The sequence below is a fragment of the Chryseobacterium sp. genome, from assembly GCF_041914225.1.
In the GTDB taxonomy this organism is placed as follows: domain Bacteria; phylum Bacteroidota; class Bacteroidia; order Flavobacteriales; family Weeksellaceae; genus Chryseobacterium.
On sequence record NZ_JAYSDT010000014.1, the window covers coordinates 51,424 to 69,854 of the forward strand.

General features: G+C 37.1%; 22 protein-coding genes. 7 read left to right on the forward strand and 15 right to left on the reverse strand.

The window, feature by feature from the left end:
• Positions 1–49 precede the first annotated feature (49 nt).
• Entirely contained in the window at positions 50–1,162 is a 1,113-nt protein-coding gene (locus ACE3RB_RS08595) for a heparan-alpha-glucosaminide N-acetyltransferase domain-containing protein (protein WP_374463849.1), read from the forward strand.
• A 60-nt stretch (positions 1,163–1,222) separates the two neighbouring features.
• Here the strand turns inward: ACE3RB_RS08595 and ACE3RB_RS08600 are convergent, their stop codons facing one another.
• From ACE3RB_RS08600 to ACE3RB_RS08615, 4 genes are all read right to left on the reverse strand, one after another.
• Complete coding sequence (locus ACE3RB_RS08600) at positions 1,223–1,576, reverse strand: cupin domain-containing protein (protein ID WP_374463850.1); 354 nt, start codon at positions 1,574–1,576, stop codon at positions 1,223–1,225.
• A gap of 12 nt (positions 1,577–1,588) precedes the next feature.
• On the reverse strand, positions 1,589–2,014 hold the full coding sequence (locus ACE3RB_RS08605; RefSeq protein ID WP_374463851.1) for a DoxX family membrane protein: 426 nt from the start codon (positions 2,012–2,014) through the stop codon (positions 1,589–1,591).
• A gap of 164 nt (positions 2,015–2,178) precedes the next feature.
• Entirely contained in the window at positions 2,179–2,970 is a 792-nt protein-coding gene (locus tag ACE3RB_RS08610) for an AraC family transcriptional regulator (RefSeq protein ID WP_374463852.1), read from the reverse strand.
• 45 nt (positions 2,971–3,015) lie between these two features.
• Positions 3,016–3,591 (reverse strand): hypothetical protein, encoded by a 576-nt coding sequence (locus ACE3RB_RS08615; RefSeq protein WP_374463853.1) that lies wholly within the window; start codon positions 3,589–3,591, stop codon positions 3,016–3,018.
• A gap of 82 nt (positions 3,592–3,673) precedes the next feature.
• Between ACE3RB_RS08615 and ACE3RB_RS08620 the strand changes: the two genes are divergently transcribed.
• Entirely contained in the window at positions 3,674–4,186 is a 513-nt protein-coding gene (locus ACE3RB_RS08620; protein ID WP_374463854.1) for a thioredoxin family protein, read from the forward strand.
• 80 nt (positions 4,187–4,266) lie between these two features.
• Here the strand turns inward: ACE3RB_RS08620 and ACE3RB_RS08625 are convergent, their stop codons facing one another.
• The 5 genes from ACE3RB_RS08625 to ACE3RB_RS08645 form a co-directional block, all read right to left on the reverse strand.
• Complete coding sequence (locus ACE3RB_RS08625) at positions 4,267–4,857, reverse strand: hypothetical protein (RefSeq protein ID WP_374463855.1); 591 nt, start codon at positions 4,855–4,857, stop codon at positions 4,267–4,269.
• Between the two features lie 135 nt (positions 4,858–4,992).
• A complete protein-coding gene (locus tag ACE3RB_RS08630; protein WP_002977403.1) occupies positions 4,993–5,388 on the reverse strand; it encodes a hypothetical protein in 396 nt (131 codons plus the stop codon).
• Between the two features lie 51 nt (positions 5,389–5,439).
• Entirely contained in the window at positions 5,440–5,571 is a 132-nt protein-coding gene (locus ACE3RB_RS08635) for a hypothetical protein (RefSeq protein ID WP_332385154.1), read from the reverse strand.
• 82 nt (positions 5,572–5,653) lie between these two features.
• Positions 5,654–6,010: a hypothetical protein gene (locus ACE3RB_RS08640; RefSeq protein ID WP_374463856.1), complete on the reverse strand. Its 357-nt coding sequence runs from the start codon at positions 6,008–6,010 to the stop codon at positions 5,654–5,656.
• Between the two features lie 11 nt (positions 6,011–6,021).
• Positions 6,022–6,186, reverse strand: a complete 165-nt coding sequence (locus ACE3RB_RS08645; RefSeq protein WP_241676876.1) for a hypothetical protein — start codon at positions 6,184–6,186, stop codon at positions 6,022–6,024.
• Positions 6,187–6,645: 459 nt separating this feature from the next.
• Here ACE3RB_RS08645 and ACE3RB_RS08650 point away from each other — a divergent pair, with 459 nt between their 5' ends.
• The 5 genes from ACE3RB_RS08650 to ACE3RB_RS08670 all read left to right on the forward strand — a co-directional run bounded on the left by ACE3RB_RS08650 (position 6,646) and on the right by ACE3RB_RS08670 (position 10,959).
• The gene (locus ACE3RB_RS08650) at positions 6,646–7,659 is read left to right on the forward strand and encodes a nucleoid-associated protein (protein ID WP_374463857.1); all 1,014 of its coding nucleotides are present in this window, start codon (positions 6,646–6,648) and stop codon (positions 7,657–7,659) included.
• Positions 7,660–7,721: 62 nt separating this feature from the next.
• Entirely contained in the window at positions 7,722–8,684 is a 963-nt protein-coding gene (locus tag ACE3RB_RS08655) for a hypothetical protein (protein WP_374463858.1), read from the forward strand.
• 316 nt (positions 8,685–9,000) lie between these two features.
• Entirely contained in the window at positions 9,001–9,171 is a 171-nt protein-coding gene (locus ACE3RB_RS08660) for a hypothetical protein (RefSeq protein ID WP_374463859.1), read from the forward strand.
• A 79-nt stretch (positions 9,172–9,250) separates the two neighbouring features.
• Positions 9,251–10,102 (forward strand): GLPGLI family protein, encoded by an 852-nt coding sequence (locus ACE3RB_RS08665; RefSeq protein WP_374463860.1) that lies wholly within the window; start codon positions 9,251–9,253, stop codon positions 10,100–10,102.
• 83 nt (positions 10,103–10,185) lie between these two features.
• Complete coding sequence (locus ACE3RB_RS08670) at positions 10,186–10,959, forward strand: cyclase family protein (protein ID WP_374463861.1); 774 nt, start codon at positions 10,186–10,188, stop codon at positions 10,957–10,959.
• Between the two features lie 97 nt (positions 10,960–11,056).
• On the opposite strand, the gene ACE3RB_RS08675 is transcribed toward ACE3RB_RS08670, so the two are convergent.
• The 6 genes from ACE3RB_RS08675 to ACE3RB_RS08700 form a co-directional block, all read right to left on the reverse strand.
• Positions 11,057–11,809 (reverse strand): succinate dehydrogenase/fumarate reductase iron-sulfur subunit, encoded by a 753-nt coding sequence (locus ACE3RB_RS08675; RefSeq protein ID WP_374463862.1) that lies wholly within the window; start codon positions 11,807–11,809, stop codon positions 11,057–11,059.
• Between the two features lie 12 nt (positions 11,810–11,821).
• Positions 11,822–13,738 carry a fumarate reductase/succinate dehydrogenase flavoprotein subunit gene (locus tag ACE3RB_RS08680; RefSeq protein WP_374463863.1) on the reverse strand — a complete coding sequence of 639 codons (1,917 nt, stop codon included), beginning with the start codon at positions 13,736–13,738 and terminating at the stop codon, positions 11,822–11,824.
• Positions 13,739–13,749: 11 nt separating this feature from the next.
• Positions 13,750–14,406, reverse strand: a complete 657-nt coding sequence (locus tag ACE3RB_RS08685) for a succinate dehydrogenase cytochrome b subunit (protein ID WP_374463864.1) — start codon at positions 14,404–14,406, stop codon at positions 13,750–13,752.
• Between the two features lie 16 nt (positions 14,407–14,422).
• Positions 14,423–15,853 (reverse strand): anion permease, encoded by a 1,431-nt coding sequence (locus tag ACE3RB_RS08690; RefSeq protein ID WP_374463865.1) that lies wholly within the window; start codon positions 15,851–15,853, stop codon positions 14,423–14,425.
• Positions 15,854–15,873: 20 nt separating this feature from the next.
• Positions 15,874–17,037, reverse strand: coding sequence for a porin (locus ACE3RB_RS08695; protein WP_374463866.1), 1,164 nt, complete (start codon positions 17,035–17,037; stop codon positions 15,874–15,876).
• Between the two features lie 154 nt (positions 17,038–17,191).
• Complete coding sequence (locus ACE3RB_RS08700; protein WP_374463867.1) at positions 17,192–18,241, reverse strand: linear amide C-N hydrolase; 1,050 nt, start codon at positions 18,239–18,241, stop codon at positions 17,192–17,194.
• Between the last annotated feature and the right edge of the window lie 190 nt (positions 18,242–18,431).

Here is an 18,431-nt window from a genome sequence, read left to right on the forward strand (position 1 = left end):
AAAATATGACTATAATTTTAATCATTTAATTAAAATTTCAGCTAAAACTATGGAACAGCAAAACAAAAGAATCCTCACTCTGGATGTAATAAAGGGCATAAGCGTCATTGGAATGATCATTATACATACCTTACTGGTGTATGCCAATGTAAAATCACAATATGAAACAGCAATTGGAAGTTTTATTGTCTTTCTGGGAAGAGGAACTTCAATATTTTTAATCTGTATGGGGATTACTTTTATGACTTCCAGCCACCAAAGTCTTAAAAGTGCATTAAAACGAGGCATTTTACTTGTATTGGCAGGCTTGTTCATGAATTTTATGAAATTTATGATTCCTGTATTTTTTGGCTTTGCTCCTGATAATTTCATCCAGAAATATGGGTGGAATGCACCTATTGAACAGCAATATGTTTATCTGATATTGCTTGGTGATATTTTACAGCTGGCCGGGATGTCATTGCTGTTTGTTGGTTTTATCAGAGAATATGTGAAAAATAAATATGTTATTCTTGCTATAGGATTATTGGCAGCACTGGTATCCAGAGAAGTAAGCGGAATTAATATAGATTACCCTGTCATTAATTATATTTTAGATCTTCTCTTTAATAATGACTATCCGGCTTACGTCTATTTCCCTGTATTTCCTTGGATGTCTTTTATCATCATCGGAATGTTTTTCGGCAAATGGTTTCAGGAACTGAACTATGACAGCAAAAAGCTGTTCAGAAATATGCTGTATGTAGGATTGATATTTGCTGCCATTGGAGCTCCTTTGGTTTTTTTCTACAGTGAATACAACTACAATGGCTTTTATCATATGGGTCCCGGAGGCGTAGTTTATTTTGCAGGCTGGACATTAATTTTTCTGTGGATCATTTATAATCTTACCGCAAAGAGTAAGGGAAATAAGGTCATTAAAGTACTAAAATACTGCAGCAGAAACCTGACTTCCATGTACATGATCCAGTGGATATTAATCTCTTGGGGAAAAGGGGTTTTCGGATATAGGCAGCATGAAATCGGGTATGTGGCTGTACTTATTGTGTTGTATATTATTCTCACTTTTTCAGTACAGACTTTGGTAGATATGATAAGAAAGAAAAAAACATTAATTGATTTCAGACCGGTATCATCCGATAAAACAGTCTTGAAGCAGTAATCCTGATTTTTTTTCCGAATAAAAAACCACAGTAAATTTTACTGTGGCTTTGTAATCGTCCTAAAGAATTTCCACTTCTTCCGGTACTACAAAAAGAATGGTACAGCCATGCTCAGATTTTACAGAATGTTTAAAACCTGGCGGAGTATACAGGTAATCTCCTCTTTCAAGCTGGGCTCCGGCAATAGTAGCATCACCTTCCATGATAAATAATTCCTCTCCGGCAGGATGATTGTGATAAGGATAGCTGGCTCCGGGCTCAAATTTTAAAAGAATGCTGGTAGAGCGGTTTTTTTCAGGATCAAACTTTAAAGATTTTACAAAAATACCTTCATAATGAATCCCTTTTTCAATTAAAGGCTGCCAATCTTTTTGCTCTGTTTTTACGATGTAATCGTGGATGTTGGTGTTCATGATATATAAATTTTAATTGTTATTGATGTAAAATTGGTCTAAGCTCCATCTGTAGCGGGAAAGAGTACTTAATAGAAATGCTCCGGCACTGAATGCAAAAACCGAATAATCCAGAGGTTCTTTAATGCCGTAAGAAATACTCATGGCAACAGCAAATAATAAAGTAAGAATGGAGGCGCACAAAGCTGTTTTTTTTAACTGATATCCCAAAAGCAGAAAAATTCCTATTGAAAGTTCAGCTGTAGTAGATAATACAGCAATAGCTGGCGCCCAGGATTGGGGTAAAAATGAATTCGTTTCAGCAGCATAGTCCACAAATTTTTTCCAGCCGGAAGATTGAGCTCCCCAAAAACTCAGTCTGCTTGCCACTGCAGATAAAAACCCGAAAGCCAGAGCTATTCTTAATAGAAAAACGGCGATATCCTGTTGCGTTTTCATACCTATAATTTTTTTGGTTTTAATTACAGTACAAAGTTCAGCAAAAGCCGTTGCCTAAAGAATAGACAATTCCGGGAAAAGCATGTAATATTTTAGAAGGGAGAAGGGAACCAGGAAATTATTGTAAAGCTGTTTATTTTTTAGAGGTAAAACCTTCGGCTGCTTTAAATTTCCTTTACTGTTTTCTGATACTCTTTGGGAGAGCGTGAAGTATGTTTTTTAAAGAAATTCGAGAAATAAAAAGGATCATTGAAGCCAAGTTTGTAAGCAATTTCTTTTACGGTCAGTTTTTCATACATCAAAAGTCTTTTGGCTTCAGAAATAGTAAGGCTGTAGATCACATTCTGTGCGGTTTTGTTGGTATGAAGTTTTGAAACCTCATTCAGTTTGGCTTCGGTAGTCCCGAGGAGATCAGCAAAGTCTGAGACCTGATAATTGTTTTTAAAATGGTCCCTTACACTTTCAAGGAACTTTAAGAATAAAGCATCCGGTTTCCAGATTTCATCACCATTGGCAATTTTACTGCGGTTGATTTCTACCAGCAATAATTCAACCAGTGAATGGGTTGAGATCAGATATTGGTAAGGCTGTTCCTGAATCTCTTTTTCAATAGTATTCAGGGTTTCAGTGAAAAATGCAGGATGCCGGACGGTGATCATTTCATTCATTCCGAAATGACAAAAGAGTCCGTTGTGGAAAATAAGCTCAATATCACTGTCGCTTTTACAGAAAAAATCCAGGGTAAATTCCAGGGCTGTAAGTTCTCCTTCAACAGATTTTAACTGATGAAACTGTCCTGATGTAATGGTTACAGTCTGACCGGTTTTCAGAATGAAAGTATTTTCGTCGATCAGGATTTCAGCGCTTCCATGACTGCACCAGAATAAGGTGTATCTGATGACCCGTCGCGGTTCAGGATATCCTGCCTGATTGGAGTATTTTCTTATTTCAATCATTGTTTGATCTGTTAAAAGTTGAATATTAACTTGAACGGATAAATTTTATTTTGATTTTTCGTGATCAATTTTTTCTAACTGCTCTTTAACTGAGTTTACATTTTCTTCTGTAAGTTTGCCATAGCCGTGATCCTTGATTTGACTTAATTGTAATTTTGATATTTCATCTTGCTTATCTTTATTTTTTAATAACTGATCCCGTAATGAAATAAAATTCTGAGCTGAATATACTTCATCTTTCAACAACTCTGAAATATTTTTATTTTCTCCGACACATCCTAGAGTATATTTCATGATTAAAGGATTGTTAGAATAGAAGGTATAGATATCTAAGAATCTTTTATCATTTCTTTTAAATAATTCCTGACCGGAATAAACCTTTAAAGCATTGCTGCCACTCATCGCATAATAATAGAGCTCATCATTACTTGCTATTTTGGCAATTTTTTTAAATTGATTATAAATCTTGCTTTTTTCACCTCCAACTCCAATATTAGGTGACTCTGCATATGAGATATTGTCTAAAGGCTGTGCTAGTTTTTTTACCCTATCAGAAGCCTGGGCATTATACCCTATGTAACTGAAAGTGATTAAAAATCCATAAAAATATTTATTCCTCATTATTTATAATAATATTTAAAGTTAAATAAAATAATTGAACGATTAAATACCTAAATTCGTGTAGACTTAAACAAAATTCAGAATGAAATATTCAAAAATTATTATCGTTGTAACCCTGTTATTATTTCAGTTGGGCGCAGCTCAGGAAAAAGCAGATGTTGTAGTAAATAAAGCTTTTACGGAAGCTAAGGCTAATAAGAAAAACGTTTTACTGGTATTCCATGCTTCATGGTGCAAATGGTGCAAGATGATGGAGAAAAATATGGATCTTCCTGAGACCAAACCCATTTTTGATAAAAGATTTGTCACAGCTTACGTGGATGTTCAGGAAAGAGGAGATAAAAAAAGCCTTGAAAACCCGGGCGGACAGGAGTTGATGAAAAAGTATAAAGGTGAAAATGCAGGCCTTCCTTTCTGGCTGATTCTGAACCCGAAGGGAGAAGTTCTGGCTGATTCTTTTGATGCCAAAGGAGAGAATCTTGGCTCACCGGCAACACCGGAGGAAGTAACTGCTTTCATTGCCAAGATCGAAAAATCTTCAAAATTGAGTAAAGAAGAAGCACAGACAATAGAGAAAGTGTTTGTGAAGAAATAAAAATAAAGGACAAAGAAAAGTAATCCCCCAAAATGAATCTATTTTGGGGAATGTTTTGTATGGTAACCTGCAGATTACAGCTATTTATAATAATATTCAATATTACTCCATAAAACCTGGTCTCCCGATTTTATCATTTCAGAAGGAGTGGAAAACAGGATTCCAAACATATTGTCATATTGTGTCAAACCGAAAGATACGTTCTGAACAATTGTAAGGCCATTACCGTTATCTCTCGGTTCACGTTTCATGTACTGCAATGTTCTCTTTAAAGTAAAAGTGGAGCTCTTTTTATTAAAATCACCTATATACCTGCACTTCGAAGCTTTATCATTAATCAATACCGAATCGTTGTTGATTCTGATGTTATAGACAGCATCAGCAGAATTTCCGGCAATCAGTTGTATAGAACTGTTTTTAAGATCAAGAACAATTTTCTTCCATGCCGGTTGTTGATAAGTACTCCAGTAACTGTTCAAGAAAGATTCCTGAGGAAGAGTCTTACTCCCGGATGTCCCTTTATAAAGAATAGTTTCCTTTACTGCATAACTTTTGAAATCAAATTGGTACACCTCTTTTTCAATCGGTCTCGGATCTTCAATCACATTGTCATTATTTCCACATGAGATCAGAGATAGCGAAATCAATGCAGCATAAAAAAGATATTTCATGGTTATTTTTTTTACAAAAATAGGGTTTTCGCACGTGATGGTGAAATAGATGTGCTGGAAATTCCCTTTAACAGAGCGGAAAAAATAAAAAGCGAAAAGGCAAATTGAGTTCACCTTTTCGCTTTTGTTTAAAATTTATTTTCCAAAATACATCTGATCCTGTTTCTGCTGTTCATTATAAATGATCTGGAAACTTACAGGCATATATTGATAAAGAAGTTTCCAATGCTGGATCTTTGCGTGTTTTTTGAAACTTTCAAAAGATCTTACAAACAGATTTTCAATCATGGTTCTTACATAGGAATTTCCGTTTCTGTAAAGCCAGTCCATCAGCTTGATGTGATGGGCAATAATATTGATCTTCGATTCCTGCAGCAGGTTTTTCAGATAATTCACGGTAGCCTGCATGATTCCGGCGAAATTGTCCTGTACAGACAACTGTGTGATTTCATTGCGAAGTGGCGGATAGAAAAATTTTAAGTATTCAACAGCTATTTTTTGATTAATAGTTTGCATTTGTACTTTCATCATAATTAAGAATTTTTCAAACACTTTGTATTGCAGCGAAATGTATACCAAAATTTAAAGACAGGCTGCAAAAATAAATACTCCTACAATTACAGCGATGTGAGTGAGTAATATCTCTGTATTGTGCTTATTAGTCGTGGTTTTCCAGGTTTTCCAGTCTGAAATTCTTCTGATTTTATTTTTCATAATCTATTGATTGTGAGTTATTTTTATTTTTGTTTAATTTAAACACTTTGTAATGAAACGGATGAAAAATGTAACAAAACCGTTATATACCGTGACTGTAAATTTGTCTTGAATACACCTTCTGAAGGTTGGCAGAAATATGACTAAAAATCACTTTTCTGTATTCCTCACTGCAGAAAGCAGTACAATTGTCCAGAGAATAGATAAAGGTAGTTTCAATAGCATTTTTTAATACCGTATCTCCGTTAGTGTAAATTTTGTCCATTTTCTGTAAACTTCTGAACAGCAGGTTTCTGTCATTCTGGCGGATCATATTTTTAATACGCTCCGTGAAGGTGCGGATAATGCTGTATGAGTTTTGAATTCTGATTTCTTTTACTTCTTTTTCAAAATCGGGAACCACGTCAGTGATTTCCTTTACGGCCTGTAAATAGTTCATAATATGATATTTTAATTTGGATTGTGTTCTAGCATTTTGATGATGGCACCAAAGATGAAAATGGTTAAAAAAGCAAAAAAGAGCAGATGATAAGGTTTCAGCCATTTCGGAGTCTCCGGTCCTTTGCTTTTTAATCTTCTGAGCTTGTCAAGTCTGTTTAAAGTTTTTAAGTCCATTTTTCTATGTTTTCAAATCATGATGCCAATGGTATTCCGTTGAAAGTGAAATATGATTAACGTATTGATATTTAGTGTATTGTAATCTTGTGGTCAGATTTTTTACACAAAAAAACATGTCAAAATGATAAGGTTTTTATCAAAATGGGAGAAAAAATAAATGACTTGCCTTAAAACTCACCACAAAGTCACAAATGAGTTGAACTGTTAAATTATTTAAGGTCGTCAGCTTCACGGATAAGAAGTACTCAGAAGTTTTGAAAATCTAAGATTTTCACCTTTAGTGAACTTTTTAGTGCGTATCATTACGCTTCTAAAATGTGCTAAAAGATTTAAAATAAGAATTTTTGTGCCTTTGTGGTTAAAAATAAAGTTTACGTCATCCCAAAATCAATATTATTTTTAGGTTTCGCAGTAAGGATAAGAATGAATATCTTTGCAGTCCAAATATTCAGAAAAATGTTTTCAAAAATAATAGTACACAGAGTCGGAAATAAGATTAACGGAGATTCCCTGACACTTTCCCAGGAGGAATTGAAACTGGAAGAAGGAATGGCAGAGTTGCTTGAAGATTACTTTTTAGGATCCTTCAAATCGGAAGAAACTTTTCATTTTTACAGTGACACTTATCTGGTGAATAATCCGGTTTACAGTGCTGTTTCCGAAATTTTTGATGATAAATCCAAATTTATCTGGGAATCTGAGAATATTGCCAAACATCTTTTTGAAGCTGCAGAAAACCCAAGGGTTCAGAGCGGAGAACTTTTCATCGTACTTTTTGAAGATGAAAGCGACCGTCCTGACAAAGTAGACAAAATCGGGATCTTTAAAACAGAAAAGAGAGAATCCTTCCTGAAAATCAATCCTGCAGAAGAAACATTTGATATTGAAAAAGATCAGGGTATCGGTTTATCCAAAATTGATAAAGCAGCTTTGATCTACAACAATAATAAAGAAACAGGATATGTACTTTCCGTAGTTGACAACAACAAAAACGGAGATATGTACTACTGGTTCGAAGATTTCCTGAAAGTAAAACAGCGTGATGATGAATATTTCCACACGCAGGAAGCTTTGATGGTGTACAAAGATTATATCACCAAACAACTTCCTCAGGAATTTGAAGTTTCCAAAGCAGACCAGGCAGATTTCCTTAATAAATCTATTAATTTCTTTAAGGAGAAAGAAGAATTTAAGCTGGATGAGTTTGCCAATGAAGTACTGGGTGATGAGCATGTAATTGAACGTTTTGTGAACTTTAAAACGGATTATGAACAGGATATGCAGGTGAATATTGCCGAGGAATTCCCAATCAGTGAAGCTGCGGTGAAAAAGACACAGAGGCACTTTAAAAGTATCATTAAATTAGATAAAAACTTCCATATCTACATCCACGGAGATAGACAGAAAATCGAAATGGGTGAGGATGACAAAGGAAAATATTACAGGCTTTATTTCGAAAAAGAAGTATAAAAAAGAAGTCTCCGGTTCCATAATAATATCATAACTTTATTGCTGATTACAAAATAACAGCTATGAAATTTCTGATCATTTTCTGGGGAATTTTTCTCTTTTTTTTCTGCGCTCCTTTTCCTATTTTATTGTATATGTTGAATGAGGAGCTGGCAACAGAACCGAGAAATTCATTAGCGGTAAGCTATGGGTATCTCAGTTTTTCTTTGTTAATATGGGGATATGTGATTATTTTCTTTATCAATAAGCTTTTTATTACAACTTTTAAAGAGAAAAATACGATAAAGTCTATTCTTCGGAACGGAATTCCAAGAGAAGCCAAAATCATTGATTATAGACTCCTCAAATACATTGCTAAGAAAAACATGAACCTCATTCAGGTTACGCTTTCATTTCCCAATCTCAGCAATACGGTGATAGAACATAAAACGATGTTTCATGATTCTAAACCATACGAAAAAAGATTTGATGCAGGAAACAAAGTAAAAGTACTGCTGAATCCTAAGGTATCGCAGGAACCTTATTTTATTTTAAGTGATCAGAAAGTAGGATTTAATACATCAGGAATAGTTTTAAGAAGTGTGTTTCTTGTATTGCTGATTGCTTATGTTATTGGTCTATACTATTATTTCTACTGGAGAGAATCCTTTGATTTCGGCTGGAGGTTTCTGACATTCATGCATCCGATTATTTTCAGCGGTGTGATGACAATCATCTATGTATTGGTTTTTCAGTTAATTTTCGGCAGGCTTTTAAAAAATACAAAAGAAGAACGCATTCTTTTTTCAGGAAGAAATGCTGAAGCCAATATTATCAGTGTAAGTGAGACAGGTCTTCTTGTCAATAATCAGCCACAAATCATGTTTCAGGTAAGTTTTAAAGATTTCAGAGGAACTGAACATATTGCGGTATACAAGAAAATTGTCAGTTTTCTAAAGCTCTCTTCCATTCCTAAACAAGGAACTATTGAGATTATGTATGATGAGAATGATCCAAAGAAGATTATGATCCCGAGAGGGGTTTAGGGAGTAAAAAGGCGAAAAAGCAAAAAGGCAAAACCGCTAAATATGATAATAAAACATCAGAACAATTAAATATTTTTTTGATGTAAAACTCTGTTTTTGAAATTGACTATTTAACATATAAAAAAAATATCCAAATTTATTTTTTAATAACAGCTTTTTTGTTCGAGTAAAATGATAAAATCAACTCAATTTTATACGCAAAATTTTTAAGCGAAAAATATGTTTTCCTCAGATAAACAACTACTTAACATAATAAAAAATAACCTGCAGATAAGAGTTAGTTGTATATATTTGATACTTACTAAAAACATATTTTATGAAAAAATTTAAAAGAATGACTCGTGAAGACCTTAAAACTGTAAAAGGAGGTGTTAAACAAGTTTGGATTGCAGAATTTTGTGGTCAGACTGCTACTACAACTCAAGATTGGACTGCAGAACAAGCAAATCAATGGCTTGCTAATCTTGACGCAAATTACTGTAATTAATATTTGTTTCATATTAATTATTGCACTTATGGCCTTATAATGTTATAAGTGCATTTTTTTTGCAATCAAAAATAATTCTATGTATTACTATAAAAAATTATTTCAATTATTAGCCTTATTTTTTAGTGTCTTATTTTTTTCTCAATTACATAAAAAAGATAGTCTGCGTGGTGAATTTACCTATTTATTAAAAGCTAAATTGAATACATCAACTCCTGATTATAGACATGAAGAATTTTTTTCATTACAGATAGGTGATGAACGTGCTTTTTTTGCGAGTATTCAGTCATTAAAAAGAGATTCAGTATTCCAAGCACTTCCAATAAAAACTTTAGAAAATGGAGCAAAACTGTTAAGCTCGAAGGGAGTGTCTATCCCAAAAACAAAATTTTCCTTTACTATAATACAATCAAATGAAAATATACAGTATTTTAACTTAGTTGGAATGTCAATACTCACCTATAAAGAACCGATCATTAAAAATTGGAAATTGAGCAATGATACAAAAATAATAAACACAATTAATTGTAAAAAAGCGGAAGTTACCTTTAAGGGGAGAAATTGGATCGTTTGGTACTCTCCCGAAATTCCATTACCCTATGGGCCATATAAATTTAGCGGATTGCCTGGATTGATCGTTAAAATAACAGATGATAAAGGAGAATATGATTTTGAGCTTGTAAAATCTACACCTGCATTTAAATTAAAAGGTAAATTAATAAAGATAAACGAAAATCGATATAATGGAGCTTTTGAAACGACTCGACCGAAATTTGAAAAAGCGTTAAAAGATGCTAATGCAAATTTAATTGGTGTACTTCAAAACTCTGAAACCACTATTATACAAGGCCAAGAAATAATAAGGCAAAGACAAAAGGAACGAGAAGAAAACAAAAAATATGAAAACCCCTTAGAATTAGAAAAAGATTAGTAATGGCTAATCTTTTTTCATTTCCTAATATCTATTCGTCTTTTTTGCCTTATTCGCTATCTTTGTGTTCTTAGCTAAATCATATGAAAACAAAAATTGTCGATCTGACAAAACCTATCCAATACAATGCAGGAGATCCCTGGTTCATGAGGGTTAAAATCAAACATAAAGCCCACAGAAAATCACATTGGCTGATTCGTCTGGCATTGAGACTTCCATCAAGGCTTTTTCCTAAAAACTGGACAGGCTGGGCAGATGACACCATCAAAAATATGGGACTTCATTCGACAACTCACATTGATGCTCCCTGGCATTACGGTCCTGTAGTAGAGGGAAAGCCTGCCAAAACGATAGACCAGATCCCGTTGGAATGGTGTTATGGAGATGGTATTGTGATCGACTGTACCCATAAAGAAGATTTTGTTGCCATCACCGTAGATGATTTGAAAAAAGATCTTGATAAAAACGGAATTACCATTCGGGAAGGAAATATTGTCCTGATCAGAACCGATCGTGATAAAATGATGGGAACTCCGGATTTTGTAGAAAAAGGAACGGGAATGAGTAAAGAAGCTACAGAATGGCTGATTGACCAGGGGGTAAAAGTAATGGGAATCGACCAGTGGGGCTGGGATCTTCCTCTGAAATATATGGCTCAGAAAGCCAGAGAGATGAATGATCCTGAATTTTTCTGGGAAGGGCATCGCGTAGGAATCGAAAAAGAATATCTGCATATCGAACAGCTGACAAATCTGGGAGCATTGCCTCCATCCGGATTTAAAATCTGTGTATTTCCGCTTAAAATCGTTGGCGGTTCTGCTGCTCCGGCAAGAGTAGTAGCAATGATGGATGTATAGGAAATTAATTTTTCCAATTTTTTTAAAACAGAAAGGGAGAATTTGTAATATATAAATTCTCCTTTTTATCTTTTTACGATTTCGGTTTGCCGTTTTATTAACTTTTCTTCCTGAAAAATAGAGCTCTGTTATACTCGAAATTCATTCTGGCAATATTCAGTACAGAAATTCCCTGTGGGCATTCCACTTCGCAGGCCTCTGTATTGGAGCAGTGTCTGAATAATTCCGTATCCATTTGAGTCACCATATCCAGCACTCTCTTGCTTCGTTCTTCTTTCCCTTGAGGAAGGAGTGCCATGTGGGTAATCTTTGCAGAAGTAAATAAGGCTGCACTCCCGTTTTTACACGTGGCAACACACGCTCCGCATCCGATACAAGCAGCAGAATCAAAAGCTTCTTCGGCCGTCTGGTGAGCTACCGGAATGGCAGTAGCGTCAGGAGCCTGACCCGTATTCACCGATACAAAACCTCCTGAAGATATAATTCGGTCAAAGGCAGAACGGTCTACTTTTAAATCTTTCTTCACCGGAAACGCTTCAGCACGGAAAGGTTCTATCAGAATCGTTTCTCCATCCTTAAACGATCGTAAATGAAGCTGGCAGGTCGTTGTATTTTTCAAAGGACCATGGGCAATACCATTAATCATCATTCCACATTGTCCGCAGATTCCTTCACGGCAGTCGTGATCAAATTCTACAGGTTCATCCCCCTCAATAATCAGCTTTTCGTTTAAAGTGTCCAGCATTTCTAAGAAAGACATGTGTGGATTCAACCCTTTAAGGTCGTAAGGGACCAGCTTTCCTTTACTTTTTCTGTCTTTCTGTCTCCATATCTTAAGATGTAAATCCATAATTTTCTGTTTTTATTTGTAACTTCTTACCGTTGGTTGAATTTCTTCAAAGATTAAAGGTTCCTTAATCAGTTCAGGTTCTCCATTTTCACCTTTCCATGCCCAGGCAGAAATAAATTGGTATTCCGCATCATTTCTCATCGCTTCACCATCCGGAGTCTGGAATTCTTCCCTGAAATGAGCTCCGCAGGATTCGTTACGGGTTAATGCATCATAGCACATGAGTTCTCCTATTTCGAAATAATCGGCCACACGGCCTGCTTTTTCCAGTTCGGTATTCATTTTATTACCCTGTCCGGAAACTCTTACATCTTTATAGAATTCCTGTTTCAGTTTTCTTATTTCCTGGATGGCATACTTCAGGCCATCTTCATTTCTGGCCAGCCCGCAATAATCATACAGGAGCTTTCCTAACGTTTTATGGAAATAATCAACGGTTTTGCTTCCTTTGATATTGATAAAATGATTAATCTGATCTTTAACTGCTTTTTCAGCCTGTTTAAATTCCGGAGTATCCGGTGAAATTTTTCCGGTATGAATTTCATCCGCCAGATAATTGGCGATAGTGTAAGGGGCAATGAAATATCCGTCAACTGAGGCCTGCAGAAGTGAGTTGGCTCCTAATCTGTTCGCTCCGTGATCGGCAAAATTAGCTTCGCCTAAAGCAAACAGTCCGGGAATGGTAGTCATCAGTTCATAATCTACCCAAAGGCCGCCCATTGAGAAGTGGGCAGACGGGGAAATCATCATGGGTTCTTTATACGCATCATATCCTGTTATTTTCAGATACATGTCAAATAAATTTCCATATTTTTCTTTGATCTTATCTTTTCCCTGTTCCTGTATTGCTTTTGAAAAATCAAGATAAACGGCGTTTTTCAAAGGCCCGATTCCGAAACCGGCATCAATTCTTTCTTTAGCTGCACGGGAAGAAATATCCCTTGGAGCGAGATTTCCAAAAGCCGGATATCTTCTTTCAAGATAATAATCCCTTTCATTTTCAGGAATATCATTCGGCGGTCTGGTTTCACCTTGTTTCAATGGAACCCAGATCCGGCCGTCATTACGTAAGGATTCGGACATTAAGGTCAGTTTAGATTGATAATCCCCGGATTGCGGAAGCGAAGTAGGGTGTACCTGAATCCAGCTTGGGGAAGCCATTAACGCTCCCTTTTTATGGGCTCTCCAGATGGCAGAGCCGTTACAACCCATGGCAAGGGTAGACAGATAATAAATTTTTCCGAAACCTCCGGTTGCCAATACTACAGCGTGGGCGGCATGTCTTTCAATATCTCCGGTATCTAAGTTCCTTACGATAATTCCTCTGGCTTTTCCATCAACAGTGACCAGATCCAGCATTTCATGTCTTGAAAATAATTGTACAGAGCCTTTTCCAACCTGTCTCATCAAAGCTTGATAAGCACCCAGAAGCAGCTGCTGCCCCGTTTGTCCTCTCGCATAGAAAGTACGGCTCACCTGAACCCCTCCGAATGAACGGTTGTTCAGATATCCTCCATATTCACGCCCGAAAGGAACGCCCTGAGCCACGGCCTGGTCAATGAGGTTCAGAGAACATTCTGCCATTCTGTATACGTTGGCTTCCCGGGCTCTGAAATCTCCTCCCTTCAAAGTGTCTACAAACATTCTGTATACACTGTCACCATCGTTTTTATAGTTTTTTGCTGCATTCACACCTCCTTGTGCTGCCACAGAGTGGGCCCTCCTCGGGCTGTCCTGAAAACAGAATGATTTGACATTATAGCCCATTTCTCCCAAAGAAGCTGCAATTGAACTTCCAGCCAGTCCGGTTCCTACTACAATGACGTCCAGTTTTTTACGGTTGGCAGGGTTAACGAGTTTTGCTTTCTTTTTATAATTTTCCCATTTATGTTCCAATGGGCCCTGTGGTATTTTTGAATCTAAAATCATGATTGTTCCTTTTAATGATAAGTAAAGAATACATACACCGGCATCAATGCAAAACCTGCACAGATAATGATTGAATAAGCAATTCCGATCGTTTTGAACCACTGTACAAACTTTGGATGGTAAAGTCCCAGAGTTCTTATGGCACTGTGTATTCCATGAATCAGGTGGTAACACAAAGCGACCATTGACAAAACATAAATGATAACGTACCACCATTCTTTAAAGACATTCACTACCAGAATGTAGAGATCTTTGTTTCCGTTCTCATCCAAAGGAGGAGTTCCAAATTTGTAAATATACCAGAAGTTCTGGAAATGGATCACCAGGAAAATCAGGATTAATGTTCCGAGAATTCCCATATTTCGGGAAGCCCATGTACTGGCTCTCCCACGTCTGTCCGAGTGATAACTGCCACCGGAATTTCTGTTTTTTAAAGTAATAATCAGCCCGTCTGCAGCATGCAGAATAATACTGGCATACAAGACGTAAGAAACTATTTTGATAATGATATTTCCTGATAAAAAATGCGAATAGGCATTAAACTGAAGGTGCGCCTGTTCTTGTGGTAGAAAAAGCTGAAGATTTCCAAGGAAATGAATCAACAGGAAGAATCCCAGAAAGAGTCCTGTAAGGCACATCAGCATTTTTCTTGACAGTGTTGATAACATATTTTTGATGTATTGATTAATAATATCCTAAGACTTTCATCCATAGTCCTCCTACAACCATATAAATGATCAATAGAACAATTCCTATTTCAAGACCTCTGAGCCACCATGCTTTCAGATTAACATACCCGCTTCCGAAAAATACAGGAGCCGGACCGTGGCCGTAATGAGTAAGTACCCCATAAATAGAACCCATGAAACCCAGCATCATCGCCAATAACATAGGAGGAATTCCCAAAGAAACACCTACACCCAGCAATGCCGCATACATGGCTGCCACGTGAGCGGTAGCACTGGCAAAAATATAGTGACTGAAGAAGTAAACCACAATAATAACAGGGAAAGCTACCTGCCAGCTCAATCCTCCGATCTGAACTTTGATAAGGTTACTGAACCAGCCAATGAAGCCCAGTTCATTTAAAGAGCTTGCCATCATCACCAATACGGCGAACCAAACGATCGTATCCCATGCTCCTTTTTCACCTTTTACATCCTCCCAGGTCAATACTGAAGTTAATAACAGCAATGTCAACCCGATGAATGCAGTAGTTGTGGCATCAATAGAAAGTGCTCCACCAAATATCCAAAGCGCCAGCAGGATAAAGAAGGCTAACAGCATCAGCCATTCGTTTCTGGAGATAGGTCCCATTTCTTTTAATTTCTCTGCTGCCATTTTCGGAGCATCCCCTGTTTTTTTCAATTCAGGCGGATACAATTTGTACAATACCAAAGGAACCACAAAGAATGCTACCGCCCCAGGAATAAAACCTGCTGCTGCCCATGACATCCAGGTAATATCGATACCAAGGTTGGCCGCAAACTTCTGACACATCGGGTTACTGGCTGTCCCGGTAAGGAACATGGAAGAAGCGATGAGGTTCATATAGTAGCTGTTTAAAGTCAGGAATGATCCTAATTTTCTATGGGTTTCCGGCTTTTCAGGAACCGAATCAAAACTGATGGCCATAGATTTCATGATAGGATAAATAATCCCGCCACCTCTTGCTGTGTTACTTGGAATAGCGGGTGCAAGACAAACGTCGGCAAGCCCTAATCCGTAAGCCAGTCCCAGTGAACTTTTCCCGAAAACTCTGATGAATAAAAAGGCAATACGGTTCCCTAACCCAGTTTTGATAAATCCTCTGGCAATAAAGAATGAAATCCCGATCAGCCAGATTACTTTATCTCCAAAACCGGAAAGCGCTTTGGTAATAGATTTTCCGGCATCTCCCGGAGCAACTACCTGCGTAAGGGCAGTAAATCCAATGGCCATCATACACATGGTGCCCATTGGAGCCGCTTTAAGAATAATTCCCAAAATGGTTGCCGCAAAGATGGCAAACAGGTGCCAGGCATTTTCGGCAACGCCTTCCGGGGCAGGAATGAACCATATGATCAACGCAACAACAAATGTGATCGCTACGTTTTTAATATTAATTTCTTTCATGATACTAACTGTTTAATCGTTTAAAACCTACTCTGTACTTGTACTATAAATAGATTGTTGTTGTATTGTGAGGTGTTTTCTATCTGATGTTTGTAACGGTCAAACTGTACTCCCAGCTGAATTCTTGCGCCGTAATTTTTCAGGAATTCCAATCCGAACATCGGAGTAATCGTCTGCCTTGGGTTGGAAGCCATTCTGAAATTGGTGTCAAGATATTCGTAACGGCAGGAAAGTTCGAAGGCACTGAGGTTTTTATGGTTGATTTCATATTTCAGATTCGGAAGGAAATAAGCGCCACGGATCAGATATTGGTCTGGATTTTCAGGCCTCAGTTCAGGAGCAATAGAATTATACAGAACGTGGTTGGTTGCCTGTTTGGCTTCCAGCTGCATATCAAGGCTCCATTTCGGATCAAACTGAATCAGTGAGCTAAGATCCACTCCCAGGGCATATACTTTCTTACTGAAAACTTCCCCGATACCTCCGTTCAGGCCTACATTGAAATTGTATTTTTTGGATAATCCGAAAACAAGACGGGTAGAATACTGTTTTCCGTTGTCATTATCATTAATCTGGTTCTTTCCGTTTCCGTTAACTACTGAAACCGCATATTGGAAAGGAATTTCTCCCAGCTGAAGCTGTCCTGTAGCAGACATTCCGATCTGGAAACTTGTCCAGCCCAGCTTTCCGAATTCCGTATACTGGTTAGACCAGTCTAAAGATTTAATAATGTCGATAGGATAGGTCTCTTCAATACCGAACCAAGGTCTGAACTGTCCTACAGTAATCGCTAATTTGGGATTGAAAGTGTATTTCAGATAAGCATTTTCAAGAACTCTGCTTTTGGGATCATTTTTAAAGTCTGCAAGGTTGGCCAGCACTACAACTTCCGTACGTTTACTGATCTGTGCCCGAACCTGAACCCTCATATATTTGAGCATGAAATTATTATCAGTTCCGGAACCATCGGTATGATGAAGTCCGTTTACATCTACATCTTTACTCATCCCTACAAGATAACGCGCCTGAAAAAGGCCTTTGATCTGCAGCTGAGGATATTTAACATTGTCTTCCTGCTGTGGGTGGGTGGTCTTCAGAGAATCCTGATTCTGTGCATGGGCAGCTAACCCGCAGGCAAGCATACACAGAATGAGGCTTTTCTTTTTAATTGAAAAAAAGGCCATATCTATTTTTGTTTTTTTATTGTAAATTTTATTTTACCACATGTATCTTACATGCATTTGAATGATTATACATTCAGTCATAGTGCGGCATACTTAGGTCTTCATCTGCAGAGATCAGATTTTGCTTAAGCATAAGTGGTTTGTGGTGAAATATCTATTTTAAACCTAAGAACGTGAAGGGTGCGGATTCTTTAAATTCTGCATTGGTTTTACCATTGTAGGTACGGTAGTTACTAAGATCCAGTTTCATCACTTTTCCTTTAGCGCTCAGATCAAAATCTTTAAGATCTACCCAGAAAGTATTCGGTGTAAAAACCGTTTCAAAATAATATACCAGGTTTTTCTGATCCGAAACGGAACGCCATCTTGTTGAAGAAATATTAGGCTCTGTGGCAGAAGTGATTCCGTAAGGAACAGAACAGTTTCTGATGACGCTGAAGACACTGGCTACCGCTGTGCGGGTATCTGCAGTCTGAGGAATCGCATTGATGTAGTAAGAAGCTCTTACAAAGCGGTCTGCAGCACGGTTGGTTCCCGGAAGCATAACGGTTCCCGGAATGCCTTTCCAGTAATTATTGAGAGCCAGCTGCTCTTCAAAAACAGGAGAGTTGGTCATTACCGTATAAGACGGGTCATGATGAATTACCAGTTTTCCGTCAATATATTCAAATACGGCATTGTCTCCCGTAGCATCAGAAATAGAAAGGTGGACGGTTGTAAATCTTTCTGTCCCCGGAATATAATCACTTACAATAACGAAAGGTTCTTTACGTGAAAATTCCACAGCTTCTTTTACGGTGGCAAAATTATCCAGATAATATTGAGCCCATAATGAAATGGCAATTCCCTTTTTACTTCCTTTTCCGTCGAATTTAGGATACTGGGATTCTCCTAACCAGAGCAGGTTGGCAACCAATCCTTTTTCGTTCATTCCGTCTGCTGAAGCAATGTCCCATGATGAGCTGACGAGGCTTCCGTATTTGGCAGTCCATTTTACAGATTTAGGGCCTACCAGTCCGTTGCGGTCTATTCCTTTCGGAAGTACCCAAAGGTTGACCGGGATTTCGTCACGCCAGTCCATAGAACGTGCTGTAATAACGGTATTCTGAGGACCTTTATATACAACTCTTGTACATGCCTCTGACGGATTCCATAATCCTATAGAGAGAATCAGAGAAAATAAAATTAATGGGAACTTTTTCATAATAGTATTATTTGAATTTAAATTTTATATTGAATTTTTTGTTAATAATTCAATGTATTTTGATCATATTCATTATTTGGTGATGTAAATTTAGAGAAATTTGTTTAAATAAAATAATTATAAGGGTTAATAATATGTAATTTATGTTATGAATCATAGTTAAAGGATGATAATTGGATTGTAAGATTTT